25 protein-coding genes are annotated in these 22,913 nt (G+C 73.3%); 11 read left to right on the forward strand and 14 right to left on the reverse strand.

Translation table 11 applies throughout. The features are described 5' to 3' along the window. Positions 1-47 precede the first annotated feature (47 nt). Positions 48-401, reverse strand: coding sequence for a DUF805 domain-containing protein (locus ACFWBY_RS21950; RefSeq protein WP_385333601.1), 354 nt, complete (start codon positions 399-401; stop codon positions 48-50). 271 nt (positions 402-672) lie between these two features. Between ACFWBY_RS21950 and ACFWBY_RS21955 the strand changes: the two genes are divergently transcribed. After that, positions 673-1,719 (forward strand): NAD-dependent epimerase/dehydratase family protein, encoded by a 1,047-nt coding sequence (locus tag ACFWBY_RS21955; RefSeq protein WP_385333599.1) that lies wholly within the window; start codon positions 673-675, stop codon positions 1,717-1,719. Here ACFWBY_RS21955 and ACFWBY_RS21960 read toward each other — a convergent pair. Continuing rightward, positions 1,710-2,849 carry a sensor histidine kinase gene (locus ACFWBY_RS21960; protein WP_385333597.1) on the reverse strand — a complete coding sequence of 380 codons (1,140 nt, stop codon included), beginning with the start codon at positions 2,847-2,849 and terminating at the stop codon, positions 1,710-1,712. The genes ACFWBY_RS21955 and ACFWBY_RS21960 overlap by 10 nt on opposite strands. Next, on the reverse strand, positions 2,846-3,592 hold the full coding sequence (locus ACFWBY_RS21965; protein WP_385333595.1) for a response regulator: 747 nt from the start codon (positions 3,590-3,592) through the stop codon (positions 2,846-2,848). Before ACFWBY_RS21965 ends, ACFWBY_RS21960 begins: the two co-directional genes overlap by 4 nt. A gap of 123 nt (positions 3,593-3,715) precedes the next feature. Between ACFWBY_RS21965 and ACFWBY_RS21970 the strand changes: the two genes are divergently transcribed. Genes ACFWBY_RS21970 through ACFWBY_RS21980 form a run of 3 tightly spaced genes read left to right on the forward strand, consistent with a single transcriptional unit; the run spans position 3,716 to position 5,867 of the window. Continuing rightward, positions 3,716-4,519 (forward strand): glycosyltransferase family 2 protein, encoded by an 804-nt coding sequence (locus ACFWBY_RS21970; RefSeq protein WP_385333593.1) that lies wholly within the window; start codon positions 3,716-3,718, stop codon positions 4,517-4,519. Then, positions 4,516-5,157: a DUF2064 domain-containing protein gene (locus tag ACFWBY_RS21975; RefSeq protein ID WP_385333591.1), complete on the forward strand. Its 642-nt coding sequence runs from the start codon at positions 4,516-4,518 to the stop codon at positions 5,155-5,157. The genes ACFWBY_RS21970 and ACFWBY_RS21975 overlap by 4 nt, the downstream gene beginning before the upstream one ends. After that, positions 5,154-5,867: a class I SAM-dependent methyltransferase gene (locus tag ACFWBY_RS21980; RefSeq protein ID WP_385333588.1), complete on the forward strand. Its 714-nt coding sequence runs from the start codon at positions 5,154-5,156 to the stop codon at positions 5,865-5,867. The genes ACFWBY_RS21975 and ACFWBY_RS21980 overlap by 4 nt, the downstream gene beginning before the upstream one ends. Before the next feature lie 31 nt (positions 5,868-5,898). Here the strand turns inward: ACFWBY_RS21980 and ACFWBY_RS21985 are convergent, their stop codons facing one another. Next, the gene (locus tag ACFWBY_RS21985; protein ID WP_385333585.1) at positions 5,899-6,861 is read right to left on the reverse strand and encodes a class I SAM-dependent methyltransferase; all 963 of its coding nucleotides are present in this window, start codon (positions 6,859-6,861) and stop codon (positions 5,899-5,901) included. Between the two features lie 47 nt (positions 6,862-6,908). Here ACFWBY_RS21985 and ACFWBY_RS21990 point away from each other — a divergent pair, with 47 nt between their 5' ends. Beyond that, positions 6,909-7,493: a helix-turn-helix domain-containing protein gene (locus tag ACFWBY_RS21990; RefSeq protein WP_385333582.1), complete on the forward strand. Its 585-nt coding sequence runs from the start codon at positions 6,909-6,911 to the stop codon at positions 7,491-7,493. Here ACFWBY_RS21990 and ACFWBY_RS21995 read toward each other — a convergent pair. After that, positions 7,485-7,946 (reverse strand): hypothetical protein, encoded by a 462-nt coding sequence (locus ACFWBY_RS21995; RefSeq protein ID WP_385333580.1) that lies wholly within the window; start codon positions 7,944-7,946, stop codon positions 7,485-7,487. The two genes, ACFWBY_RS21990 and ACFWBY_RS21995, sit on opposite strands and share 9 nt — an antisense overlap. Further along, positions 7,943-9,121 (reverse strand): molybdopterin-dependent oxidoreductase, encoded by a 1,179-nt coding sequence (locus tag ACFWBY_RS22000; protein WP_385333577.1) that lies wholly within the window; start codon positions 9,119-9,121, stop codon positions 7,943-7,945. The genes ACFWBY_RS21995 and ACFWBY_RS22000 overlap by 4 nt, the downstream gene beginning before the upstream one ends. A gap of 114 nt (positions 9,122-9,235) precedes the next feature. Between ACFWBY_RS22000 and ACFWBY_RS22005 the strand changes: the two genes are divergently transcribed. Continuing rightward, positions 9,236-10,660 carry a glycosyltransferase family 87 protein gene (locus ACFWBY_RS22005; RefSeq protein WP_385333574.1) on the forward strand — a complete coding sequence of 475 codons (1,425 nt, stop codon included), beginning with the start codon at positions 9,236-9,238 and terminating at the stop codon, positions 10,658-10,660. On the opposite strand, the gene ACFWBY_RS22010 is transcribed toward ACFWBY_RS22005, so the two are convergent. After that, on the reverse strand, positions 10,633-11,475 hold the full coding sequence (locus tag ACFWBY_RS22010) for a chitosanase (RefSeq protein WP_385333571.1): 843 nt from the start codon (positions 11,473-11,475) through the stop codon (positions 10,633-10,635). The two genes, ACFWBY_RS22005 and ACFWBY_RS22010, sit on opposite strands and share 28 nt — an antisense overlap. Positions 11,476-11,755: 280 nt before the next feature. Next, the gene (corA, locus tag ACFWBY_RS22015; RefSeq protein ID WP_385333568.1) at positions 11,756-12,844 is read right to left on the reverse strand and encodes a magnesium/cobalt transporter CorA; all 1,089 of its coding nucleotides are present in this window, start codon (positions 12,842-12,844) and stop codon (positions 11,756-11,758) included. Between the two features lie 217 nt (positions 12,845-13,061). Here corA and ACFWBY_RS22020 point away from each other — a divergent pair, with 217 nt between their 5' ends. Next, entirely contained in the window at positions 13,062-13,655 is a 594-nt protein-coding gene (locus tag ACFWBY_RS22020; RefSeq protein ID WP_385333566.1) for a hypothetical protein, read from the forward strand. 7 nt (positions 13,656-13,662) lie between these two features. On the opposite strand, the gene ACFWBY_RS22025 is transcribed toward ACFWBY_RS22020, so the two are convergent. Both ACFWBY_RS22025 and ACFWBY_RS22030 read right to left on the reverse strand, forming a co-directional pair. After that, on the reverse strand, positions 13,663-14,055 hold the full coding sequence (locus ACFWBY_RS22025) for a molybdopterin-binding protein (RefSeq protein ID WP_385333563.1): 393 nt from the start codon (positions 14,053-14,055) through the stop codon (positions 13,663-13,665). A 100-nt stretch (positions 14,056-14,155) separates the two neighbouring features. Further along, a complete protein-coding gene (locus tag ACFWBY_RS22030; RefSeq protein WP_385333560.1) occupies positions 14,156-15,055 on the reverse strand; it encodes a LysR family transcriptional regulator ArgP in 900 nt (299 codons plus the stop codon). 70 nt (positions 15,056-15,125) lie between these two features. Between ACFWBY_RS22030 and ACFWBY_RS22035 the strand changes: the two genes are divergently transcribed. Then, positions 15,126-15,785, forward strand: a complete 660-nt coding sequence (locus ACFWBY_RS22035; protein WP_385333557.1) for a LysE/ArgO family amino acid transporter — start codon at positions 15,126-15,128, stop codon at positions 15,783-15,785. Positions 15,786-15,901: 116 nt separating this feature from the next. After that, entirely contained in the window at positions 15,902-16,951 is a 1,050-nt protein-coding gene (locus tag ACFWBY_RS22040) for an NUDIX domain-containing protein (RefSeq protein ID WP_385333555.1), read from the forward strand. Position 16,952: 1 nt separating this feature from the next. On the opposite strand, the gene ACFWBY_RS22045 is transcribed toward ACFWBY_RS22040, so the two are convergent. The 4 genes from ACFWBY_RS22045 to ACFWBY_RS22060 are packed head-to-tail and all read right to left on the reverse strand — an operon-like array spanning position 16,953 to position 21,250. Beyond that, the gene (locus ACFWBY_RS22045; RefSeq protein ID WP_385333552.1) at positions 16,953-18,299 is read right to left on the reverse strand and encodes a TfuA-like protein; all 1,347 of its coding nucleotides are present in this window, start codon (positions 18,297-18,299) and stop codon (positions 16,953-16,955) included. After that, entirely contained in the window at positions 18,299-19,474 is a 1,176-nt protein-coding gene (locus tag ACFWBY_RS22050; RefSeq protein WP_385333549.1) for a YcaO-like family protein, read from the reverse strand. The genes ACFWBY_RS22045 and ACFWBY_RS22050 overlap by 1 nt, the downstream gene beginning before the upstream one ends. Before the next feature lie 20 nt (positions 19,475-19,494). Next, positions 19,495-20,304 (reverse strand): ABC transporter permease, encoded by an 810-nt coding sequence (locus tag ACFWBY_RS22055; RefSeq protein ID WP_385333546.1) that lies wholly within the window; start codon positions 20,302-20,304, stop codon positions 19,495-19,497. Between the two features lie 4 nt (positions 20,305-20,308). Then, on the reverse strand, positions 20,309-21,250 hold the full coding sequence (locus ACFWBY_RS22060) for an ABC transporter ATP-binding protein (protein ID WP_385333543.1): 942 nt from the start codon (positions 21,248-21,250) through the stop codon (positions 20,309-20,311). Between the two features lie 331 nt (positions 21,251-21,581). Here ACFWBY_RS22060 and ACFWBY_RS22065 point away from each other — a divergent pair, with 331 nt between their 5' ends. Both ACFWBY_RS22065 and ACFWBY_RS22070 read left to right on the forward strand, forming a co-directional pair. Further along, positions 21,582-22,403 carry a hypothetical protein gene (locus ACFWBY_RS22065; RefSeq protein WP_385333540.1) on the forward strand — a complete coding sequence of 274 codons (822 nt, stop codon included), beginning with the start codon at positions 21,582-21,584 and terminating at the stop codon, positions 22,401-22,403. Positions 22,404-22,416: 13 nt separating this feature from the next. Then, complete coding sequence (locus tag ACFWBY_RS22070; RefSeq protein WP_385333538.1) at positions 22,417-22,866, forward strand: aroma-sacti cluster domain-containing protein; 450 nt, start codon at positions 22,417-22,419, stop codon at positions 22,864-22,866. Positions 22,867-22,913 lie beyond the last annotated feature (47 nt).

The following is a 22,913-nucleotide window of genomic DNA, read 5'->3' on the forward strand; positions in this document are numbered from 1 at the left end:
GTTTCCAGCCAGGGGCGGCGCTCACGCTCTACAGGTCACGGACCTGCTCAGGCGTGGACGGCCTTGGGGCTCGGGCCGAACTGGTTCGGGTTCGGCTGGCCCTCGGTGGCCAGCAGGACCAGCAGCCAGATGCCACCGATGAGCGGGACGATGCCGATGAGGATCCACCAGCCGGACTTGCCGCTGTCGTGCAGGCGACGGACGGTGACCCCGAGGTTGGGCAGGAAGGTCGCCAGCGCGTAGAGCAGGTACAGCCACGGGGAGGTGCCGATGACCGCGTCGATGATGGCGACGACGATCAGCGCGCCCAGGTTGAAGAGGAAGAACATCCAGTACTCCTGGCGGCGCGCGCGGCCGGAGAAGTCGGCGTACTTCTTCAGAACGTCGGTGTAGTAGTGCATGGGTCCCCCCAGAGGACGGTTCGTCGGCCCGTCCTGATGGAGCAAGCCGGGGCAGAACTTATGCCCCGCTTACGGCGCGGTCAAGCCAGTTGGCAAGGCATCAGAAGGGTTACTTTTCGTCGCTCGGCGGCCTAAACACATCGGTACCGGGAGCAACTTGGGACCCGCAGGTCCCATATGGTCACCGGTCGTGACGAAATGACCTGACGGAAGTCTTACGGAGGGGCGTGGGAGCCGCCCGCCGGCCCCGCAAATCCGTAGCGTCGCCGCCATGCGCGTACTCGTCACCGGAGGAGCCGGGTTCATCGGCTCCCACATCGTTACCACTCTGCGGCTTCACGGCCATGATCCGCTCGTGCTGGACCTCAGGCCCCCGTCCGGCGGCGAGTTCGTACGGGCCGACGTGCGCGACGCCGAAGCCGTGCGGTCCGCCCTGCGCGGCGTGGACGCCGTCTGCCACCAGGCGGCCATGGTCGGCCTGGGCAAGGACTTCGCGGACGCCCCGTCGTACGTCTCCCACAACGACCTCGGCACGGCGGTGCTGCTGGCCGCGATGGCCGGGGCCGGTGTGCGGAACCTGGTGCTGGCGGGCTCGATGGTGGTCTACGGGGAGGGGCGGTACGCGTGCCCCCGCCACGGGGACGTCCGCCCGGGCCCGCGCCGCGTCGCGGACCTGACCGCCGGACGCTTCGAACCGCTCTGCCCCGCCTGCGGCGCGGACCTCGCGCCGGGGCTCGTGGACGAGGACGCGCCGACGGACCCGCGCAACGTGTACGCGACGACGAAGCTGGCCCAGGAGCACCTGTCCGCGTCATGGGCGCGGTGCGTCGACGGCCGTGCGGTGTCGCTGCGCTACCACAACGTGTACGGGCCGGGGATGCCGCGCGACACCCCGTACGCGGGGGTCGCCTCCTTCTTCCGCTCCTCGCTGGCGCGGGGCGAGGCGCCCCAGGTGTACGAGGACGGCGGCCAGCGGCGGGACTTCGTCCACGTACGGGACGTCGCGGAGGCCAATGCCCTGGCGCTGGAGGCATCGACGCCGGCCGGCGCGTGCACTGCGTACAACACCGGCAGCGGCACCCCCCACACCGTCGGGGAGATGGCCACCGCCCTCGCGCGGGCACACGGCGGCCCCTTCCCGGTGGTCACCGGCGAGTTCCGCCTCGGCGACGTCCGCCACATCACCGCCGACTCCCGCCGCCTGCGCACCGACCTGGGCTGGTGTCCCCGCGTCGGCTTCGAGGCAGGCATGGAGGAGTTCGCCCGCGCCGGCCGGCGCCCGGCCGAAGCCGCTCAGGCCGACGCCGCTCAGGCCTGAGCCGGGTCCGGCAGGGTCACTTCGAAGCGGCAGCCGCCGGGTACGTTGCGCACCGCCGCCCGTCCCGCGTGCGCCTCGACGATCCCCCGGACGATCGCCAGACCCAGCCCCGCCCCGGCGGGCGGCACCTGCCCCGCCCCCGACGGAGGGGTCCGCGCCGGCGTGCCCCGCCAGCCGGTGTCGAAGACCCTCGGCAGGTCCTCCGACGGGATGCCCCCGCAGCCGTCCGTCACGGACACCACCACCGCGCCCTCCCGGCGCGCGGCGGCGATCGCGACCGTCCCGTCCGCCGGCGTGTGCCGGATCGCGTTGACCAGCAGATTCGCCAGGACCCGGGTCATCTCCTTGCCGTCCACCTCCACCGGCACCCGGTCGACCGCCTCGCCGATCAGCCGTACGCCGTGCTCCCGCGCCAGCGGGTCCACCCCTGACAGGGCGTCACCGACCAGGTCGTACACGGACATCCGGCTCGGACTCAGCGCCAGCGCCCCCGCGTGGATGCGGGACAGCTCGAACAGGTCTGCGACCATGCCGTTGAGCCGGTCCACTTCGGTCCGGATCTGCCGGTGGTACCGCGCCGGATCCGTGGCCATGCCGTCCTCCAGCGCCTCCGACATCGCCCGGAGCCCCGCCAGCGGCGTCCGCAGATCGTGCGAGATCCAGGCCACCAGCTCGCGGCGCGACTTCTCCAGGGCCCGCTCGCGCTCCCGGGACGCGGCCAGCTTCCCGCTCGTCGCCGCCAGCTCCCGGGACAACGCCGCCAGTTCCGCCGTCGCGGGCACCGCCGGCGCCGCGAAGCTGCCCCCGTCACCGAAGTCCCTTGCGGCCAGCGACAGTTCCCGGCTCCTGGCCACCACCCACCGCCCCAGCAGCAGAGCGGTCGCCAACGAGACCACCGCCGCCATCGCCACGACCAGGGTGACCACCCCGAGGTCGTGGCGGGAGAGGAACATCGCCCGGGCCACCGCGAGCGTTCCGGCCAGCATCGCGGTGACCGCCACGGCGGCGATCACCGTCAGGGACACCGCCACCGACCGGCGGCGCACCAGACGCAGCACGACCGCGCCCAGGGCGCCCGCGCACGCGGCCCCGCCGAACGCGAACAGCGCGATGAGCAGTATGTCCCTCATCGCGGAACCACCGCTTCCGGGTCGCCCGGCTCGAAGCGGTAGCCGACGCCCCACACCGTCTGGATCAACGCCGGTCGGCCCGGGTCCTCCTCGACCTTGGACCGCAGGCGGCGTACGTGCACCGTCACCGTGGACAGGTCCCCGAAGTCCCAGCCCCACACCTCGCGCATCAGCTCCTCCCGCCCGTGCGCCTGCCCGGGGTGCCGCAGGAAGTGGGCGAGCAGGTCGAACTCTCGTACGGTGAGGGCCAGTTCGCGCCCGTCCTTGGCGGCCCGGTGGGTGGCCGGATCGAGCGTGATCCCGGCGCCCGTCAGCCGGTCCTCCCCCGCGCCGGCCACCGCGCTCCCCGCGGACCGCTCGCTCCCGCCGCGCCGCAGCACGGACGCGACCCGCAGGACGAGCTCGCGCGGGCTGAACGGCTTCGTGACGTAGTCGTCGGCGCCGGTCTCCAGTCCCGCGATGCGGTCGTCCTCGTCCCCCCGCGCGGTCAGCATGATCACCGGTACGGGTCCGCCCGCCCGGAGCCTGCGGCACACTTCCAGCCCGTCCAGGCCGGGCAGCATGAGGTCCAGTACGACCAGGTCCGGCCGGAACCGCCCGGCGAGGGCGAGTGCGGCCGGGCCGTCGGCGGCCGTCTCCACCGTGAAGCCGGCACCGCGCAGGTACCCGGTGACGACCTCGGCCACGGTCGGGTCGTCGTCGACGACGAGGATCCGACCGGATGCTGTTTCCCTACCGCTCATGCCGTCCAGCCTCCCATCCGGCGGACCGCGGCGGGACTGCGGACCGGGACCGGGAGGGCGACGTCCGCGTTTCGTAAGGAGTCCGCGGCCCTTTCGCGGCGCCGTGGTTCCTACGGTGGAGCCGTGAGCGAAACCGTGACGGTCGACGTCGTACTCCCCTGTCTGAACGAGGCCGGTGCCCTGCCCTGGGTCCTCGCCCGCATCCCGGCCGGCTGGCGGGCCCTGGTCGTGGACAACGGCTCCACCGACGGCTCCGCGGACCTCGCGCGGTCGCTCGGCGCGACCGTGGTCACCGAGTCCCGGCGCGGTTTCGGCGCCGCCTGCCACGCCGGGCTGCTCGCCTCCGACGCAGACGTCGTCTGCTTCTGCGACTGCGACGCCTCGCTGGATCCCGGGCTGCTGGTCGGCTTCGTACGCACCCTCGCCGCCGGGGAGGCCGATCTGGTGCTCGGCCGGCGCCGTCCGCAGGGCCGTGGCGCCTGGCCGGCGCACGCGCGGGCCGGGAACCTGGCGCTGGCCCGGCTGCTGCGCCGGCGGACCGGGCTGCGGCTGCGCGACCTGGGCCCGATGCGGGCCGCTCGCCGGGAGGACCTCCTCGCGCTGGACCTGTCGGACCGGCGCTCCGGATACCCGCTGCAGATGGTGGTCCGCGCGGCGGACGCGCACTGGCGGATCCGGGAGGTGGACGTGGCGTACCTGCCCCGGTCGGGGAAGTCGAAGGTGACGGGCACCTGGCGGGGCACCTGGCAGGCGGTGCGCGACATGAGCCGGGTCCTGGCCGAGCCCGCCGCCCCGCCCGCCGCCGCTCCGCCGGGGGCGGGCCACGGCTCGGCCCCCGGTCCGGGCGCGGGTTCGGCCCCCGGTCCGGGCGCGGGTTCGGCCCCCGGTCCGGGCGCGGGATCGACCCCCGGTCCGGGCGCCCGGTGAACCGTACGACGGCCCGCGCGGGCACCACGCTGCTCGTAATCGCGAAGGAGCCGGTCCCGGGTCGGGTCAAGACGCGGCTCACCCCGCCGTTCACACCGGCCCAGGCGGCGGAGCTGGCCGAGGCCTCGCTCGCCGACACCCTCGCCGCGGTCGCCGCGACCCCCGCGGCGCGCCGGGTCCTGGTCCTGGAGGGCCGGCCCGGTCCGTGGCTCCCGGTCGGGTTCGACGTCGTCCCGCAGCACGGGGGGACCCTGGACCTGCGGCTCGCGGCCGCCTTCGGGGCCTGCTCCGGGCCGACGCTGCTGATCGGCATGGACACCCCGCAGGTCACTGCGCGACAGCTGGAAGTCGACTGGTCGGCGTACGACGCATGGTTCGGCCCGGCCTTCGACGGCGGCTTCTGGGCACTCGGACTGGCGGTCCCGGACCCGGCGCTGCTGCGCGGCGTACCGATGTCGGTCCCCCGGACGGGCGCCGTCCAGTACGAGCGGCTGCGCGCGGCCGGGCTGCGCACCGGCCGGCTGCCCGTCCTGCGTGACATCGACACCGCCGAGGACGCCCGGCTGGTCGCCGCCGCGGCCCCGGCGGGTGCCTTCGCGGCGCGGCTGGCGGACATCGACGCGGCGGTCCGCCGATGAACACGCTCACCTCCGCGAAGGCACCCCACGCGTCGGGTCCGGCGGGCACGGCCGCCGCCTGGTCCGCCGACCCCTACACGGCGGCCCTGCGCAGCGGCCGGGGCCCCCTCTACCTGCGGCGCGGCGACGGATGGCTGCTGCCGCTGGACGTGGAGCGCTGGTGCGAGGCTCCGGACGGCGCGGACCGGACGGTCCTGAGCCGCTGCCGGGGCGCCGTCCTCGACATCGGCTGCGGCCCGGGCCGGCTGGTGTCCGCGCTCGCCGCCCGGGGGCACCGGGCGCTGGGCATCGACGTCAGCCCGGAGGCGGTGGCCCGGACGGCTCGCGCGGGCGGCACGGCGCTGCACCGGTCGGTCTTCGACTCCCTGCCCGGCGAGGGCCGCTGGGACACGGCTCTGCTGATCGACGGCAACATCGGCATCGGCGGCGACCCGGCGGCACTGCTGCGGCGGCTGTCCGAGGTGCTGGCGGTGAGCGGCTCGCTGATCGTGGAGTGCGCTCAGGCGGAGCCCGAGACGGAGGTGGACGAGCGCTGCGAGGTCCGGGTCGCCGACGGCCGGGGCGGCCTCGGTGCCCCGTTCCCCTGGGCCCGTGTCGGCCCGGCCGCCCTGGCCCGGCACGCGCGGAGCGCGGGCTGGGCCCCGGCCGACCGCTGGGCCGCCGGGGGGCGGGCCTTCAACGAACTGATCCGCCCGGGCGGGGCCTCGTAGAGCAGGACGCGTCCGTCGGGCGGGCGCCGGCTCACGGCCGGCGGGCCACCCACAGCGCGCGCTCCGTGCGGACGCCGAGGCCCGTGCGGTGCAGGAGGGCGTCCGGGCCGTCGTCGTCGAGGAGGGCGTCGAGGGCGGCCAGGTCCTCGGGGTCCAGCGCGTCCGCGAGGTGGTGGCGTACGCGGCCCAGGGAGGCCCGCGCGTAGCGGCCGGTGGCGGCGGGCAGCGGAGCCGTCAGCTCGACGGCGACGATCCGCTCGGTCTCGACGGTGAAGCCGGCGGCCGTCAGCAGGGCGCCCCAGTCGGAGCCGAGGTGCGGCACGCCGGCGGAACGTGCGGCGTCGACGGCGGCGTGGACGCGCGCTTCGAGACCGGGGCGGCCGATGCCGATGTCGTCGGGGAGGAAGCGCGGGAAGCCTTCGAACTCGGCCACCGCGAGCAGGCCTCCGGGGCGCAGTGCGGCGAAGACCTCGGCGAGGGCCCGGCCGGGGTCCGCCATGTGGTGCAGGGACACGGACGCCCACACCAGGTCGGCGGGGCCGACGGCCGGCCAGGCCCCGTCCAGGTCGGCGCGTACGGTCCGGACGCGGTCGGTGACGCCGAGGGCGCGGGCCTTGGCGCCGAGGCGCTCCAGCATGCCGTCGGAGACGTCCAGGGCCGTCACCCCGGCCTGTTCGAAGCGCCGCAGGAGGGCGAAGGTGCCGGTTCCGGTGCCGCTGCCCACGTCGAGGATCCGGCGGACCGGCTGCTCCGGGGCGACGAGGTCGCTGATCACTCCGGTGACCTCGGTGAGGTAGCCGGCCAGGACCTCGCCGTCGAGGTCCAGCAGCTCGGCGAGGGCCGCGTCGTCGGCCGGGACGTCGTGGGCCGAGACGTCGTGGGCGTGCCCGTGGGCGTGGCCGTGGGCGTGGCCGGGCCCGTGGCCGTGTCCGCGGTCCTGGTGTTCGTGTACGGCCTGGCGGCGGTGCTGCTCCGTGGTGCTGTCGCTGTCCATGGATCCAGCCTACGAGGGGGTTGCAGTCCTGGCATACCATCTTGCGTATGACGCAAGACAGCGAGCTCGACACCCTGGTCCGCACCCGGATCCGGGGCCTGCGCCTGGCCAAGGGTTGGTCGCTCGACGACCTGGCCGCGCGCTGCTACCTCAGCCCGTCCACGCTCAGCCGCATCGAGACGGGCCACCGGCGGATCAGCCTCGACCAGCTGAGCCCCATCGCCCGGGCCCTGGGAGCCACGCTCGACCAGCTGGTGGAGTCCGCCACCGATGACGACGTCGTGATCCGGCCGCACCACGACGAGGCGCGGGGCATGACCAGCTGGCTGCTGAGCCGCGACGGCGGACCGCACGGAACCACCGTGGCGAAGATCCGGCTCACCAAGCCGGCCCCCGCCCGGGACACGGCCACACTGGGCGTCCATCCCGGCAAGGACTGGTTCACCGTCCTGTCGGGCACGGTCGAACTCCTGCTGGGCGAACGGAACATCCTGGTCAGGACCGGGGAGGCGGCCGAGTTCTCCACGATGGTTCCGCACGCCTTCGGCGCGTACGACGGGCCCGCCGAGATCCTTTGCATCCTCGACCACGACGGACAGCGCACCCACCTGCGGCCCTCCGCCTCAGCCTGAGCCCGGCCGCGCCGGTGTCCCCGGTCGCCCTCCCCGTCCCGGCTCCCGCCCCGGGTCCGACGGGGGGCGGGAGCGCCGCCACCGGCCCGCCAGTGCCACCACCCCGGCGGCCACCGCCACCGCCACGAGCACCAGGGCCAGGTTCCGCCCGTAGGGCAGCGGCAGGGCCGACGGGTTCGGCGGCGGCCCCGGTCGCAACAGCAGGGGCAGGGTGACCAGTACGAGCGCGCTCGCCGTCAGCAGGGCTCCCCGTACGACGCCCCGCGCGGGTACGGCCGCGACGGCGAGGCCGCAGGCCAGGACGAGCGGTGCGACGACCGCGTCGTGCAGGACCAGCGCGCCGCCCAGCCACACCATGACGTCCAAGGGGTCGGGCAGGACCGACAGCAGCCGCCCGCCGATCGCGATCAACAGCAGCCCACAGCCGCCCAGTAGCCACCGCAGGGTCCTCACAGCACCTCCAGCAGGGTGACCCACTTGGTCTGCAGGACGCCTGGCCGGTTCGGCGCGATGACGCGCGCCGGGTAGCCGTGGTCGACGGTCAGCACCTGGCCGTTCAGTTCCAGCGCGAGCAGCGTCAGCGGGTCCTCGGCGTAGTCGCGTCCCATCTCCATCACCCGGTAGGAGCCTCCCGTTTCCAGCGAGGTGACCCGCAGTCCGGCGCCGGGCGGGGCGCCGGCCCGCGCGAGCAGGTCACTGATCCGGACACCGCTCCAGTGTGCTTCCATGCTCCAGCCCTCCACGCAGGCGATCGGCAGCCGCGCCGCCGACCGTGGCAGCGAACGGAGTTGGCCGAGCGTCAGGCTGTACGGGGTCGGCCCGCGCACGTGCAGGCGCCAGTCCCGTACCGCCCGCTCGGTGATCCCGGCGGCCGCGGCCGTGCGGTTGACCGGCAGTCCCTGCGGTCCGTGGCCGGGGTGGCGGGGCGCGAGCAGGTCCAGTCGGCCCAGGGGGGTGAAGGACTGCCCGACGGTGGTGAGGGTCACGGCTCCGACGGCCGCGCCGACTCCGAGCATCAGCGAGCGCCGGTCCGGGCCGTCCCCGGCGGGCAGTCGGAGCGTGCCGGGCGAACGGCGCGTCCAATGCCCTTTGATCTCGGGGGCTTTGACGGCGATGTGCAGGAGCAGCGAGCCCGTGACCACCCAGGCGAGGGCGAAGTGCGTCTGGATGAAGCCGAACGGCCACGGGTACCACTCGGCGATGTTGAGGAGCCCGGTGAAGACCTGCAGCACGGAGGAAGCCACCAGCACCGCCACCGAGAGCCGTTCCAGCGCGTGGCGGAGTCCTCGCACCGGCGGCCACACGAAGAGCCTCGGGTACACCGTCCACAGCTTCACCAGCAGCAGCACGATCGCGGCGAGCCCGGTGGCGATGTGCAGGCCCTGACTGAGCCGGTAGCCCCATACCGGCCGGCTGGGCAGCGAGTCCGCGGCCCAGCCCGGCGGATGCTGGAGGTAGTGGCTGATGAGGCCGGTCACGAAGCAGACGGCGAAGGCGGCCCCGAGCCAACGGCCGACCGAGGTGGCGGTGCGGGCGTCGTGGAGGCGGCCGGTGAAGGTGGGCGGCCGCAGAGCCGGTGGGGCGAGCCGGGCGGGCCGCCGCGAGGGCCGTGGAGCGGGGGATCTCATGGCGTCCATCAGAGCGCCGCGCGACCCCGCGCGGGCGGTTCGACACCTTACGAAACGCGGACGCCGGGCGCGGTCGCCGGCCCGGCGGCGCCCTTCGCTGCCAGGCTGGCCCGCATGGACCACCCCCGCGCCCGGACCTTCCCCACCGTGCTGCTGCTCGCCGCGCTGACGGCCGCGCTGCTGCCGGCAGTCCGCGAGGAGGGCCACTTCGCCGACCCCGCGCGGCTCACCTGGTGGTACGCGGCCGCCTGGGCCCTTTTCGGCGCGGCCGCCTGGTCGCTGCGCCGGGTGCCGGGCCGGCACGCGGTCCCGCTCGTGCTGGCGGGGGCGGTGGCCTGCTGCGCGGCGGGGCTGGCCGGGCCGCCATCGACCAGCACCGATTCCTTCCGCTACGCCTGGGACGGACGGGTGCAGGCCGCGGGGATCTCCCCGTACGACCACACCCCGGCCGATCCGGCGCTGCGCGCGCTGCGTGACGACTGGCTGTTCCCGCGCGGCGCGGCCGGCTGCGCGGGGCCCGACCGGGTCCCCGTCGAGCCCGGGGTGTGCACGCGGATCAACCGGCCCGGCGTGCACACCGTCTACCCGCCCGTCGCGGAGGGCTACTTCGGGCTCGTCCACGTCCTGTCCCCGCCGGGCGTGCGCCACAAGGCCCTGCAGGCGGGCGGGGCCCTGCTGGCCCTCGGCGTCACCGGGGCGCTGCTGCTGATCCAGCGCCGCCGGGGCGCGGAGCCCCGTACGGCCGCGTACTGGGCCTGGTGTCCGGCGGTGGCGGTGGAAGGGGTGAACAACGCGCACGTCGACACGCTCGCCGTGCTGCTCTCGGTGGCGGCACTGGGCGTCGTGGTGCGCCGACGCGCCCTGGGCGGCGCCCTGTTCGGGTTGGCGATCGCGGCGAAACTGCTGCCCGCCGTGGCGCTCCCGGGCGCGCTGGCCGGCGTACGGCGGTGGCGGGACGCGGCGGCGCTGCTGGTGCCGGCGGCCGCGGTGGCGGGTCTGGCGTACCTGCCGTACGCGATGCTCTCGCGCGCGTCGGTCTTCGGGTACCTGGGCGGCTACGCCGAGGAGGAGGGGTACGGCGATCCGGGCGCGGGCGGCCGCTACGCGCTGCTGCGCCTCGTTCTCCCGGACTCCTGGTCGGTGCCGGCGGTCGCGGCCGGGATGCTGACCGTGGTGGCGTACGTGTGGTGGCGCGGCGACCCCCGACGGCCGTGGAGCGCGGCCCTGTCGGTGACGGGCACGGCGGCCCTGCTGACGACCCCGGGGTACTCCTGGTACGCGCTGCTGCTGATCGCGCTGGTGGCACTGGACGGGCGCGCCGAGTGGCTGGGGGTGGCGGTCGCGGGGGCGGCGGCGTACGTCTCGGTGCGCACGCTCGGCGGCGCGACGATCCCGGTCGCGTACGGGCTGGCGGGCGCGGCGGTCCTGGTGGGGTGGGCGGTGCGGCGGCGGGCTGCGGCCCGGGACGGGGAGGAGGTCCGTCCCGGGCCGCCGCCTACCGGCCGGGCCGGTCAGCCGATGTGGAAGGGGTCGCCGTAGACCTTCCAGTCCAGCGGGGTGTTGAGGTTGAGGTTGCCCTTCTTGACCCACACGCGCTGCGCGGTGTCGACGCGGCTGGTGTCGCTGTGCGCCTCTTCCTGCTTCATCGCCCAGACACGGGCGTCGAGGAAGGCGTTGAGCCAGGTGGTCTCGTTGCCGCCCTGGGACGGGGGCTTGGCCTTGGAGAGGGCGCGCTTGCGGATGTTGCGGAAGCTGGTGGAGTCGGTGCCGTCGCCGTGCATGACGATGGCGTCGTAGTAGATGAACTGGCCGAGCACGCCGACCCCGTCGGACTTGCCCTGGCCCACGGCCGGGTTGAAGTAGACGCGGTCGCGCTCGTGGTCCTGGGCCTTCTTGAAGTCGGTGTCGGAGGCCGCCTTGACCCAGTCCTTGGTGAAGTTGGGGTCGAGGCCCGCGTGCGAGTCGCTGCCGTCGACCTTCTTCAGGGCCGGGAGGTACTTGGCGAGCACGTTGCCCGGCTTGACGCTCGTGTAGTACTGCACGAGTTCGAGCATGTCGTGGGTGCCCGAACAGAAGCCGATGATGCCCGCCGTGTAGCCGCGGCCGTCGTCTATGTCCTCGATGTACTTGTACTGCGCCTTCCAGTTCAGCGAGGAGTTCTCGGCGCTGGAGACGATCTGCATGGCGATGTCCTTCTTCACCGGATCGTCGAGCCCGACGGCGGCGGCCGCCGAGACCCGCGCGGCGGGCGCGGCGTCGGGGGCCGCGGTCGCGTGGGCGGTGACCGGTACGGCGAGAAGGGCAGTGCCGAGCACGGCACTGACGGCGAGTCGTTTGCGGCGGGGGGTGAACACTGGGCCTCCATAAGGGAGTTGCTGCTCCGGCGTCTTCGTTAGGAAACTTTACTACCAGAGCTCGGGCCACCTCAAGCCCCCGGAACGGAACTACTGAGACCGGAAAGGTCCGGTGAGACCGCGCCACCGGCCCGGCGGGCCTGCGGCTTCCAGGCGACGCGTCGACTCCGGCAACTTCGGGCGCGCCCTCCGCCGACGGCGGGACCCCACCCGGCGTCGACGACCGGCTCGACGGGGACTCGCATCGGCGCCGGCGAGGCGGATCGCGCGAAGCCGGCGCTCAGAGCCAGCCGTTGCGCCGGAAGCCGCGGTGGATCACGAAGCAGGCGACCGCCATCACGCCGACGACGAGGGGGTACCCGTAAGTCCAGTGCAGTTCGGGCATGTTGTCGAAGTTCATGCCGTACACCCCGCAGACCATCGTCGGGACGGCGACGATGGCCGCCCACGCGGTGATCTTGCGCATGTCCTCGTTCTGGGCGACGGTCACCTGCGCGAGGTGCGCCTGGAGGATGGAGTCGAGGAGGGCGTCGTACGCGCCGATCTGGTCGGTGGCGCGCGTGAGGTGGTCGGCGACGTCACGGAAGTACGTGCGCATCTCCGGAGGGATGACCGGCACCGGCTGCGTGCTCAACTGCTGGAGCGGCCGGCCCAGCGGGGCCACCGCCCGCCGCAGCTCCAGCAGTTCGCGCTTGAGCTGGTAGATCCGGCCGGCGTCGCCGCGGCCGCCGTGCTCGCTGAAGACCATGGTCTCGACGGCGTCTATGTCGTTCTGCACCGCGTCCGTGACGGCCACGTACTCGTCGACCACGTGGTCGGCCATCGCGTGCAGGACGGCGACCGGCCCCCTGGCCAGGTGGTCGGGGACCGCCTCCAGCGCCTCGCGGACCGGCCCGAGCGTACCGCGGCCGCCGTGCCGGATGGTGATGACGAAGTCGTCGCCGGCGAAGGCCATGAGCTCGCCGGTCTCCACGACCTCGCTGGTCGCGGTCAGCTCCTCGTGCTCCACGTAGCGCACGGTCTTGAGCACGGCGAAGAGGGTCTCGTCGTAGCGCTCGATCTTGGGCCGCTGGTGGGCGTGGACCGCGTCCTCGACGGCGAGCGGATGCAGGCCGAACAGCTCGGCGAGGCCGGCGAGCTCGGTCTGCGAGGGCTCGTGCAGGCCGATCCAGACGAAGGCGTCGCCCGTCTTGCGGACCCGGCGCAGTGCCTCTTCGGCGTCGGCGCAGCCGTCCTGGCGCACGCCGTCCCGGTAGACGACGCAGTTGACGACGGCGCTGCCGAGCGGAGAGCGCGCGGGGTGGCTGAGGTCGACGGTCCGCCGGTAGCCGCGGCGTACGGCCCGGCGCAGGGTGCTGAACATGGACATCGACGGACTCCCCTTCGGCTGATCACCGGCCAGTGTGCCACCGGGGCGGCCACGGGTCGCCGTCGGGCGGGGTGGGGGCACGGCGCGGGCGGGCGGGCCGTACGGGGCGGGGGCCGGGCCGGGCCGACGCAAGGGCACGGCCCGCACGGCCTCCCCCGGGAACGCGCGTACGGGAAACGTTTGTGCTGTCATCGGCCCCGGCCCCTATGCTGCCGCGGTGACCACACCCCCCGGCATGCCCGCGCGCCGCCCCTTCCGCGAACGGGCCTCCCTGATCGCGCTCGTCGTGATCGGCCTGCTCATCGTCACGGGCCTGTCCTTCGTCGGGTGGAGGCACTGGCAGCGCAACCACCCGGGCGATTTCACGGCCGAGCCCCGGCCCTGCACGCTCGTGTCCCCGCAGACCGTCCACCGGCTGGTGCCCACCTCCTACGGCGGCCGCGGCGACGCGGACTCGTGCAGCTGGTCCGCCCCGCGCGAGGAGAGCCCGACCCGGGCCGGGGTCTTCCTGCAGGCCTTCGTCCTCACCGAGGACCTCGCCGTCGAGGACCTCCGGGAGGACCGCGCCGACACCCTGGGCTGGGAGAAGACCCCGCCGGTGGACGTCACCGGCATCGGCGACGAGGCGTTCGTCCGCTTCCGCTCGACCGGTCCCGAGCGCCCCGCCGCCGCGCAGGTCTGCTTCCGGCTGAGCAACATGGTCGTCAGCGTCACCTACACCCGCGCCGACACCGACCGCGAGGCCGCCCGCGCCGGGGCCGTCGACGCGGCGCGCGAGGCGTCCGACCACCTCAAGGCCTCCGTACGCTGAGAACCGATCACGCGCGATCGATGAAGACGCTCGTCGACTTCACCCGCGCCGTCGCCCGCGCACCCACCTCCAGGCCGAGTTCCTCCACCGCCTCGCGGGTCAGCAGCGACACGATGCGGTGCGGTCCCGACTGGATCTCGACCTGCGCGTCGACCGTGCCCAGCTTCACGCCGGTCACGATGCCGGGGAAGGCGTTGCGCGCCGAGGTGTGCGGGGCCTCCTCGCCCTCGGCGCCCTCCTGCGCGACCTCCACGCAGAACGCGGCCAGGTCCGGCCCGTCCACCATCCGCCGCGTGCCCTCCCGGCGTGTGGGGAACCGTTCCGCGTCGGCCCACCGCCGGGCCGTGTCGACGCTGACGCCGAGCAGCCGCGCCGCCTGGCCGATCGTGTAGGACTCCATGCCCGCAGCCTATGTCCTGGTCCCGGCGCTCCCGCGGGACGCCGGGGCGTACCGGACGCCGACTCGGCGGCCCGTCACCACGCCGGCCCGTCGGCCGGGGCTACTGGAGCAGCGCTGTCGCCGCCGCCCCCGCGACCGCCTCCGCCACCATCGCCAGTGCGGGCGAGTCCAGCTTCCACTGCTGCCAGTAGAGCGGTACGTCCAGGCTGCGCCCGGGCGCGATCAGCACCAGCTTCCCGGCCTCCAGCAGCGGCTCGGCCTGCGCCTGCGGCACCATCGCCCAGCCCAGTCCGGCGACCGCCGCGTCGCAGAACCCCTCCGACGTCGGCACGTAGTGACGCACCGTCGACGCACCGGCGCCGGCGTCGCCGGTCAGCATCCGGACGAAGGCGTCCTGGATCAGGTCCCGCCGGTCGAAGATGACGACCGGCACCTGCCGCACGTCCCGTTCCACCGGGCCCCGCAGATACCGGGCCGCGAATCGCGGGCTCGCCACCGGCAGGTACCGCGCGAGCCCGAGGCGCCGTACCGTGCAGCCCGCAACCGGTTCGGCCTGCGAGGTCACCGCCGCCATCACGCGGCCGTCCCGTAGCAGCTCGGTGGCGTGGCCCTCGTCCTCGCGGTGCAGTTCGAAACAGACCGGCGGGTCCTGCGGCACCCCCGTCAGCGCGGGCAGGAACCACGTGGCCAGCGAGTCCGCGTTGACGGCGATCGGCAGCCGCACCGGCCCCAGGCCCTGCGCCATGCCGAGCTCGGCCCGCGCGTCGCGCTCCAGCCGGGCCAGCTGCCGCGCGAAGCGGACCACGACCTCCCCCGACTCGGTGGCGCGTACCGGCTTGGTCCGCATCAGCAGCACCCGTCCGGTCCGCTGCTCCAGCGCCTTGACGCGCTGGCTGACGGCGGACGGGGTCACGTGGAGGGCGGCCGCCGCCGCGTCGAAGGTGCCCTCGTCGATCACCGCGAGCAAGGTCCGTACGTGGTCCACAGGCAGCTCATCCATCACAGCAGCTAATGCTACGTAACAATCTTTAGCTGTACTGCTCACCTCACCGCTGCATACGGTCGAAGACATGACACACGGCATCATCCCGGCGGCCCTCGCGGGCTTCGGAACCGGACTCTCCCTCATCGTCGCCATCGGCGCCCAGAACGCCTTCGTGCTGCGCCAGGGCGTTCGCCGCCACTCGGTCCTCGCCGTGGTCGCCATCTGCGCCCTCTCCGACGCGGCCCTCATCGCCCTCGGCGTGGCCGGAGTCGGCACCTTCGTCACCGCCTGGCCGCCCGCCCTCACCCTCGTAGGCCTCATCGGCGGCGCCTTCCTGATCTGCTACGGAGCCCTCGCCGCACGCCGGGTGCTGCGCCCCACCCCGGGCGCCGCCCTCACCGCCGAGGCCGCGGGCTCCGGCGCGGACTCCGGCAAGGGCCCCGGCGCCGGCTCGGCCGGCGCCCGCCGCGCCGTCCTGACCTGCCTGGCCATGACCTGGCTCAACCCGCACGTGTACCTCGACACCGTGCTGCTGCTCGGCTCGCTCGCCGCCGACCGAGGCGACCTGCGCTGGGCGTTCGGCATCGGAGCCTGCCTGGCGAGCCTGACCTGGTTCGGCACGCTCGGCTACGGCGCCCGGCTGCTCAGCGGCCTGCTCGCCCGGCCCTCGGCCTGGCGGGTGCTGGACGGCATCGTGGCCGCCACCATGGTCACGATGGGCGGCATGCTCCTCGCCCGGGCCTGACCCCGGCCAGTACGGGACGGGGCGGGAGCACGGACGCTCCCCGAGCGGGTAGGGATCACGCGCGCGCACCACACGCACGCCGCACACCCCGCACCCCCGCACCCCAGGAGCCTTCCGTGCCGGATCAACCCCCCTACACCGACTCGGTCCGTGCCTACTACGCCGCCCAGCCCGCCCCCCTCGTGGCCGCCACCGGGATCGTGCTGGACCCGCGCGGGCGGGTCCTCGTACTGACCACTTCGTACAAGACGGAGCTGGAGCTGCCGGGCGGAGGCGTCGAGGACACCGAGACGCCGGAGGAGGGGCTGGCCCGCGAGCTGAAGGAGGAGCTGGACCTGAGCGTGCCGGTCGGGCGGCTGCTCGCCGTGGACTCCCGGCCGCCGGGTCCGCTGGGCCGTTCCCTCGTCGTCCACCTCCACCTCGTCGGACCGCTCACGCCCGCGGAGGCCGCCGCGATCTCCTTCCCCGACGGCGAGGTCACCGAGGCCCGCTGGCTCACCCCGGACGAGGCCTACGAGGCCCTGCCCGCCCGGATCGCACCGCGACTGCGCGCCTCCCTGTCGGCCCTGTACGCCGGTTCGATCGCGCACCTGGCCGGCGGTGTCCCCCAGCCCGGCTCCCCGGCCGGCCTCGACCCGGCGCGCCGGGCGGAGCTGGAACACTCCGGCGCCTTCGACCCCGCCGGCCACCGGGCCGCCCGCCCCAAGGCCCTCACGGCGGCGAGCGTGCTGTTCACCGAACCCGGGGGCGGGGTGCTCCTGGTGCAGCCCGCCTACGGCAACCCGGACCACTGGAACCTGCCGGGCGGCGGCGTCGACAGCGATCTCGGCGAGATCCCGCGCGCCGCTGCCCGGCGCGAGGTGCTCGAGGAGCTCGGCCTCGACCTCGCACCGGGCCGCCTGCTGGCCGTCAACTGGTCCCACCATCCCGGCTATCCGGCCCGCGTCCGCTTCCTCTACGACGGCGGCACCCTCGACGCCGCCGCCCTGGACCGCATCCAGCTGCCCGGCACGGAACTCCTGCAGTGGCGGGCGGTACGCCCGGCCGAGCTCCCCCGGTACGTCAAACCGGCCCTCCGCCGCCAGATCGAGGCGAGCCTCGCAGCCCGCTCCACGGCCTCCGGCCCCCTGGAACTCCACGCGGGGCGCCCGGTCCCGCTCGCGTGACTCAGCGTCCGGCGGCCTTGCCGCGTTCACGGCCGCGCCGGACGTCGAAGGCGAAGAACCGCTTGACCGCCCCGCCCAGTCCGTCCGGGCCGGAGAACCCGCGTCGGGCCATCTCGACATCGGGTGACGTGCCGTGCCGTTGCCAATGGCGCAGGAAGAGCTTCGCGCACATCGCGGGCGGCGGGACCACGAGCCGGGGCCGGGCCTCCTCCGCGGCCTCGTCCGCGCGGGCGACGACGTCGCACCACTCGTCCCAGCGCTCGGATTCCCGCAGCCGGGCCAGGACCGCGGGCCGCCAGTCGACCGACTGCCACACCGGCCACACCCTCACCATGAGGGTCCGGATCCGGTCGGCGGCGGCGAGCTGCTCCAGCTCTGTCTGCGTGAACCAGCGGGTGAAGGGGTCCGGCAGCGGCGAGCGGTCGTCGAGTCCGAGCTTGGCGAGCGCGTACGCGTCGGCCGTCATGCCCCTGGCGCCGGCGAGGTCTTCCAGCAGCCCTGACAGCACGTCCTCGTGCAGGGCGGGGTAGTCCTCGTCGAACAGCCGGGCGGCGTCCAGGACGTCGAGGTCCGACATCCACCGCCCGGGAGAGTACTCGCGCCGGGTCCGGCGGACCAGGGACTGGCTGCGGCTGATCCCGGTGAAGGGCACTGCGCCCGTCACGGGAGCGGGCGCCGCGGCGCCGCGGCTCGCGACCTCGGTGAGCGCCGCCACGGCGTCGAGCCGCTTGAGGTCCCAGACGCCGGAGGCGATCATCTCCTCCAACGTCCGCAGGGCGTCGTGGTCCTCGTCGTCCAGCGCCCGCTCGATGTCCTTCCATCCGCGGTGGGTGAAGGGCAGGGCCGCGGCCGCCGCGACGATCCGCCGCCCGGACCGCGCCTCGACGAGTTCGGTCTCGGCTCCCTCCTTGCAGCCGTAGCGCAGGTTCACCAGCGCCACGGTCTGCGCCGGGTACCCCATCTCCGCCGGACCGTGCAGAACGCCCACCTCGTCGTCCCCGTCGATCTCGCCCGAGGCGTACATCCCGTAGACGACGCCGAGTCCCCGCATGCCGCACGGGGCCAGTTCCGCGGCCCGCAGCGCGCCCATGCTCGCGGCGCCGACGACGTCCGCTCCCTCGGTGAGCACGTGGAGGATCTCCTTGTGGCCGACGGAGCGCCGTTCCCGGAAGTAGCCGTCGATGACGACGGCGACGTCCCCCGGCCGCCAGTGCTCCGCCAGCAGATCGCCCCGGCCCGCGGGAGGCCGTACCTCCGCCCGCGGGAGCACCGCGTGGACATCGGCCGCGGAGATCGTCGGCCCCGCGTAGACGACGACCCTGGATCCGCTCACTACAGAACCGCTCACTACAGCACCTCCGGACACACGCGACTGCCCGGCGCCACGACCTTGACGACCGGTACCCCGATCTCGTCGCGCGTCAGGTCGACGACGAGGGGCGGGTGGGAAAAGGCGGCGGCCGACCGCCGGACCACGTATTCGAGATCGCCGAGCAGGCTGTCGTGCCGGACGGGCTCCGCGACCAGGCTCCCGATGTCGGCCCCCACACCGGACGGCGCGCTGGTGAGGCGGCCGACGTCCACGTGTCCGAAGTCGTCCCGGAGGTCGTCCCTCGCCCCCGATATGTACGCGAGCCTGGCCTGAGCCGCCTCGGAGACGGCGCGGGTGAGTGCGATCCCGGGATCGAGGTGACATCCGAAACCGAACATCGGAGCGGGGTACTCGTGGCTGGCGACCCAGGCCAGGAAACACGGCAGACCGGTGGGCGACGGTACGTAGCGGACCTCGAGGGTGACGTCGGCCCGCTCGATCAGGGCGCACAGCTCCGCGGCCTCCGGCGCTCCCGAGGTCCGCGGGTCGACGCGCACGCCCATCTCGCCGCCCCCGGCGACCGCCGCGGTCATGGCGTCCCGCTCGATGACCTCGCACAGGGCGTGCAGTGCGGCTTCCACCCGGGTGTTGCCACTGGCCAGCCCGTTGGTCGACTCGAAGAACACCGGCGGGTTCCAGTCGGTGTGCTCCTCCAGCGTCAGCCGGACCACGTTCACGGGGACGTAGGTCCGCGCGCCGTCGACCAGCGACCGGGCCGCCACCCAGTCCAGCGGCAGCCCGTCGTGGAGCAGGCTCGGTGCGCAGGGCGCCAGGGCGGAGACCTCGTAGCCCAGCTCCCCGCCGATGTCCCGGGGGGCGGCCGTCAGCGCGGGCGGCGCCGGCTGTTCCACGTGCCAGGTCTCGACCGACTCCATCACCGCCGACAGCTTGGCCAGTTCGGCCGTCATCCCCTTGCCCTGGGAGACGGCGAGCGTCCTGGACAGCGGCCGGACGGCCTGGAAGGTCGGGATGCCGATGCTGTCGAGCCGGGTGATGTCGGCGACCCTGGTGACGCCCACCTTCGCCGCCGCGCGCGTCGCCATCTCCCATGTGGCTGCCGGCGGTTGGGCCCTGTTCGTCCCCGGCAGGCACAGCACCGAGCGGTCTTGCCGGGAGGCGAGCCAGGACAGGGACGTGTGTTCGTTCTGCACGGTGAGGGACTCCCTGGGGGTCAGAGGTTCCGGGTACGCCGCAACAGCGCGCGGCCGGCGACGAAGTTGGCGACGAGGGCGACCGCGGCGAGGACCGCGAGGGAGGGCCACGCCTCCTCCAGGCCGAAGATCGCGGCGTCGCGCATCGCGGTGACGGCGTACGACACCGGGTTCACCGTCGAGATCCACTGGAGCACGGTGGGCAGCTGTTGCGCCGTGGACAGGGACGGTGCGGCGAAGACGAGGACGGGCACCGACACGCTGGTGAGCACCATGAAGGTGCGGTAGTCGGTGATGAGGACCGCCGCCGCGAGGTAGATCCCGTTGAACGCGACCGAGGACAGCACCAGTGCCAGCAGCAGCCAGATCCAGTGGGACGCCTGGAACGGGTAGTCGAAGATGAGCGCGGCGACGATCAGGGCCAGCAGGCTCTGGGCCAGCACGAGGGTGACCCCGGCGAGCAGTTTGCCGGCCAGGAAGCGCGACCGGCGCAGCGGCCAGCTCCACAGCTGGGTCGAGACGCCGCTCATCTCCTCCTGGAACATCGCCATGCCCGTCGTCCCCGACGCGCTGACGACCGACATCGCCAGCACCATGGGGAGGAGGAAGACCGAGAACGGAAGGGTTTCGCCCCGGTAGGTGATGTCGCCGACGACGTTGCCCAGCGAGGTGTTCACCAGCAGCAGGTAGACGAGCATGGGCGTCAGGCCGAGGATGAGGTTGACCCTGTTGCGGGCGAGGAGCGCGTACTCGCGGTAGAAGACGGCGGTGAAGTCGGCCGGTTTTCCCGTTCCGACGGGTGCGGTGGTCTTGAATCCGAGGTCGGCCACGGTCTCAGCCCTCGTTCCCGGTCATGCGCAGGAAGACCTGCTCCAGCGAGTCGGTGACGGTCGAGATCCCCGAGATCACGACACCGGAGTCGTGGCAGTGCCTGGACAGCTGCGGCAGCACGTCCCGGACCTGCGCGTTCTCGATGCGCACCTCGGTGTCCTGGGCGGTCGCGGTAAGTCCTGCCGCGGCGGCCCACTCCTTGACGACCTTGGCCGCGACCGTGTCGTCCACGCTCACCATGAGGTGCGCGCCGCCGAACTCCCTCACGAGCTCGCTCGGCTGGGCGAAGCGGACCACTTTGCCCTTGTTGATGACCAGGACGCGCTGGGCGTTGCGCTCCAGTTCCTCGATGATGTGGCTGGTCCAGATGACGGTCATGCCGTTCTCCTCGCGGAGCCAGCGGACGAACCGCTCGATCTGGTGCCGGCCGGCCACGTCCAGCCCGGCGGAGGGTTCGTCGAGGATCAGGAGTTCGGGGATGGTCAGGAGCGCTCTGACGAGCTGCAGTCGCTGGCGTTGTCCCCCGGACAGCTGGAAGACGAGCTGCGAGAGGTGGTCTTTGAGTCCGAGGTACTCGGCCACCTCCATCGCCCAGGGACGGGTGGTGCGCCATGAGAGGCCTCTGAACCGCGTGGCGATCAGCAGGTTGTCCAGGGCCGACAGCATCTCGTCGTAGGGGGCGGACTGGTGCATCGCACCGATGCCGCTCTTGGCGGCGACCGGGTCACGGGCCGGGTCCACGCCGAACACGCGGATCTGCCCGGTGGTGGGAGGGGTGACGCCGCAGATCATCTTCATCAGGGTCGTCTTGCCGGCGCCGTTGGGCCCCAGCAACCCGATGGTCTCGCCTTTGGCGATGTCGAATGAGATCCGGTCGACGGCCGGAGTCTCTTTTCCGCGGTAACGCTTGGTCAGTTCTTCGGCGTTCACCACACCATTCGCCACGGTCCGCCCTCCACAATGTGATTGATGTTTCCTCAGGATTGCCGATCGAGTAGCTGGGGCTGGAGGTTACGCCTATCGACCAGTGCGGAAGCGGCCGTTTCCCAAGCTGCCGTGCAACTGCCTCTGTTCTGCCGCCTCGCTCACCGTCCCGTTGGCTAGCATTCGCAGCATGAGCCGTTCAGGACATGCCGAAGACCGCGACGGAAAAGCCGTCGTGGTTCTTGTGAATTGCGCGGGCGGCCGTGAATTGGAGATCGTTCGCGACGCATTGACGGGGCCGTTGGAAACACCCACGATATTGATCCGGCAGGACGAACTCACTTCGACGCCCATGGCGCTCGACGTGGACACCGGTCTGCTGGACGTCGCCGGACGCCGGGTCAGGCCGGCCGTGGTCTGGGTGCGCCACGGGTCGGCTTGCGCCTTGCTGGCGCAGGCCCGGCCGGCCGGCTCGATGACACCGTTGCAGGCGCAGTCGTGGTCCGGGTTCCTCGGGCAGGTGGCGTCCTCGGCGAGCGCCGCTCTGCCCGGCGGCACGGTCGTGGGACCGGGCCAGTTGGCGCAGGCCCGCCGCCTGGGCGTGAAGACGCCCCGGACGGTCGTCACCAACGACGTCCGGGCGGGTGCGCGCGACGTGGGAGCGCGGACCCTCGTGGTCAAGACGCCGGACTTCCGGCTGTTCGAACCGGACCGGGGGAACTGGAAGGCGTGCCTGCCCTCGGTCGTCGGCGGCGAAGGGGTGGCACGGGATCCCGCGACGGCCGCCCCGGCGGCCGACGGGCGTCCGGTCGTCGTCCAGGAGTACGTGGCTCACAGCCGTGAGCTGCGCGTCTACCACCTGGACGGCGGGATCTGCGCCTTCGATGTCCGCAAGCCCGATCCGTCGAGCCCGATGACGGATCCCGACAGTGTGACGGTGACACGCGTCGACTGCCCGCAGCCGGCGGCGGACGCGGTGCGCACCCTGTGCGCGGCGTGGAACCTGCGCTACGGGGCGTTCGACCTGCTCGTGTCCGACACCGGGGAACCGGTGTTCCTGGAGGCCAACCCGGACGGCGACTGGCTCTGGTTCGAACGCAAGGCGCGCTGGCACGGCGTCTCGTTCATGGCCGCCGTCATGGTTCGTGAGTTGTTCGTACGGAGTACGTCGTGAGGAGATCGCGCTGATGACGGCGATACGGGGTGCTGAGATCTCCACCCGGGGCCTGGTGCTCGTGGCCATGGTGGCGCGGGGTCACACGACCGACCGCGTGGCCCGGGCGCTGCGCCTGAGCAGACACACCGTCGGCGAGGAGATCAGCGGTCTCCTCGACCGGTTCAACTGCAGGAACAGAGCGGAGCTGGTGGCCTACTGCTACGTCAACCGGATCTTGCCGATCGACATCTGGCCGCCGCCGTGCGGCCCCGTGAAAGGGGTGGATGACGTGTTCGACCCTCTGATCAGTCTGCGCGAGGCGGGACTTCCGGTCGACCAGCTGAGCGCGGCGCAGCGCGACGTGCTGGCTCACCTGACCGAGGAGGAGACCGCCGTCGTCGTATCGGTCCAACACCGTTTGGTCCAGGCGGATGCCGGGTCCGACGCCGAGGTGTGGGCCCACGACCTCAAGCTGCTCTGATCCCCGCCGCTCCTATTCCCGACGGCCGCCCCGATGGGCGGCGGACG

Origin of the sequence: Streptomyces sp. NPDC060049 (genome assembly GCF_042736715.1) — a bacterium.
GTDB lineage: Bacteria > Actinomycetota > Actinomycetes > Streptomycetales > Streptomycetaceae > Streptomyces.

Excerpts from the sequence above, each read along its gene's own strand:
- corA (WP_385333568.1), bottom strand. The coding sequence starts at position 12,844 with ATGTCCATGTTCAGCACCCTGCGCCGGGCCGTACGCCGCGGCTACCGG.
- ACFWBY_RS21950 (WP_385333601.1), bottom strand. The coding sequence starts at position 401 with ATGCACTACTACACCGACGTTCTGAAGAAGTACGCCGACTTCTCCGGC.
- ACFWBY_RS22000 (WP_385333577.1), bottom strand. The coding sequence starts at position 9,121 with ATGAGATCCCCCGCTCCACGGCCCTCGCGGCGGCCCGCCCGGCTCGCC.
- ACFWBY_RS21990 (WP_385333582.1), top strand. The coding sequence starts at position 6,909 with ATGACGCAAGACAGCGAGCTCGACACCCTGGTCCGCACCCGGATCCGG.
- ACFWBY_RS21965 (WP_385333595.1), bottom strand. The coding sequence starts at position 3,592 with ATGAGCGGTAGGGAAACAGCATCCGGTCGGATCCTCGTCGTCGACGAC.
- ACFWBY_RS21955 (WP_385333599.1), top strand. The coding sequence starts at position 673 with ATGCGCGTACTCGTCACCGGAGGAGCCGGGTTCATCGGCTCCCACATC.
- ACFWBY_RS22065 (WP_385333540.1), top strand. The coding sequence starts at position 21,582 with ATGGCGCTCGACGTGGACACCGGTCTGCTGGACGTCGCCGGACGCCGG.
- ACFWBY_RS22005 (WP_385333574.1), top strand. The coding sequence starts at position 9,236 with ATGGACCACCCCCGCGCCCGGACCTTCCCCACCGTGCTGCTGCTCGCC.
- ACFWBY_RS22025 (WP_385333563.1), bottom strand. The coding sequence starts at position 14,055 with ATGGAGTCCTACACGATCGGCCAGGCGGCGCGGCTGCTCGGCGTCAGC.
- ACFWBY_RS21960 (WP_385333597.1), bottom strand. The coding sequence starts at position 2,849 with ATGAGGGACATACTGCTCATCGCGCTGTTCGCGTTCGGCGGGGCCGCG.
- ACFWBY_RS22030 (WP_385333560.1), bottom strand. The coding sequence starts at position 15,055 with ATGGATGAGCTGCCTGTGGACCACGTACGGACCTTGCTCGCGGTGATC.
- ACFWBY_RS21980 (WP_385333588.1), top strand. The coding sequence starts at position 5,154 with ATGAACACGCTCACCTCCGCGAAGGCACCCCACGCGTCGGGTCCGGCG.
- ACFWBY_RS22035 (WP_385333557.1), top strand. The coding sequence starts at position 15,126 with ATGACACACGGCATCATCCCGGCGGCCCTCGCGGGCTTCGGAACCGGA.
- ACFWBY_RS22070 (WP_385333538.1), top strand. The coding sequence starts at position 22,417 with ATGACGGCGATACGGGGTGCTGAGATCTCCACCCGGGGCCTGGTGCTC.
- ACFWBY_RS21985 (WP_385333585.1), bottom strand. The coding sequence starts at position 6,861 with ATGGACAGCGACAGCACCACGGAGCAGCACCGCCGCCAGGCCGTACAC.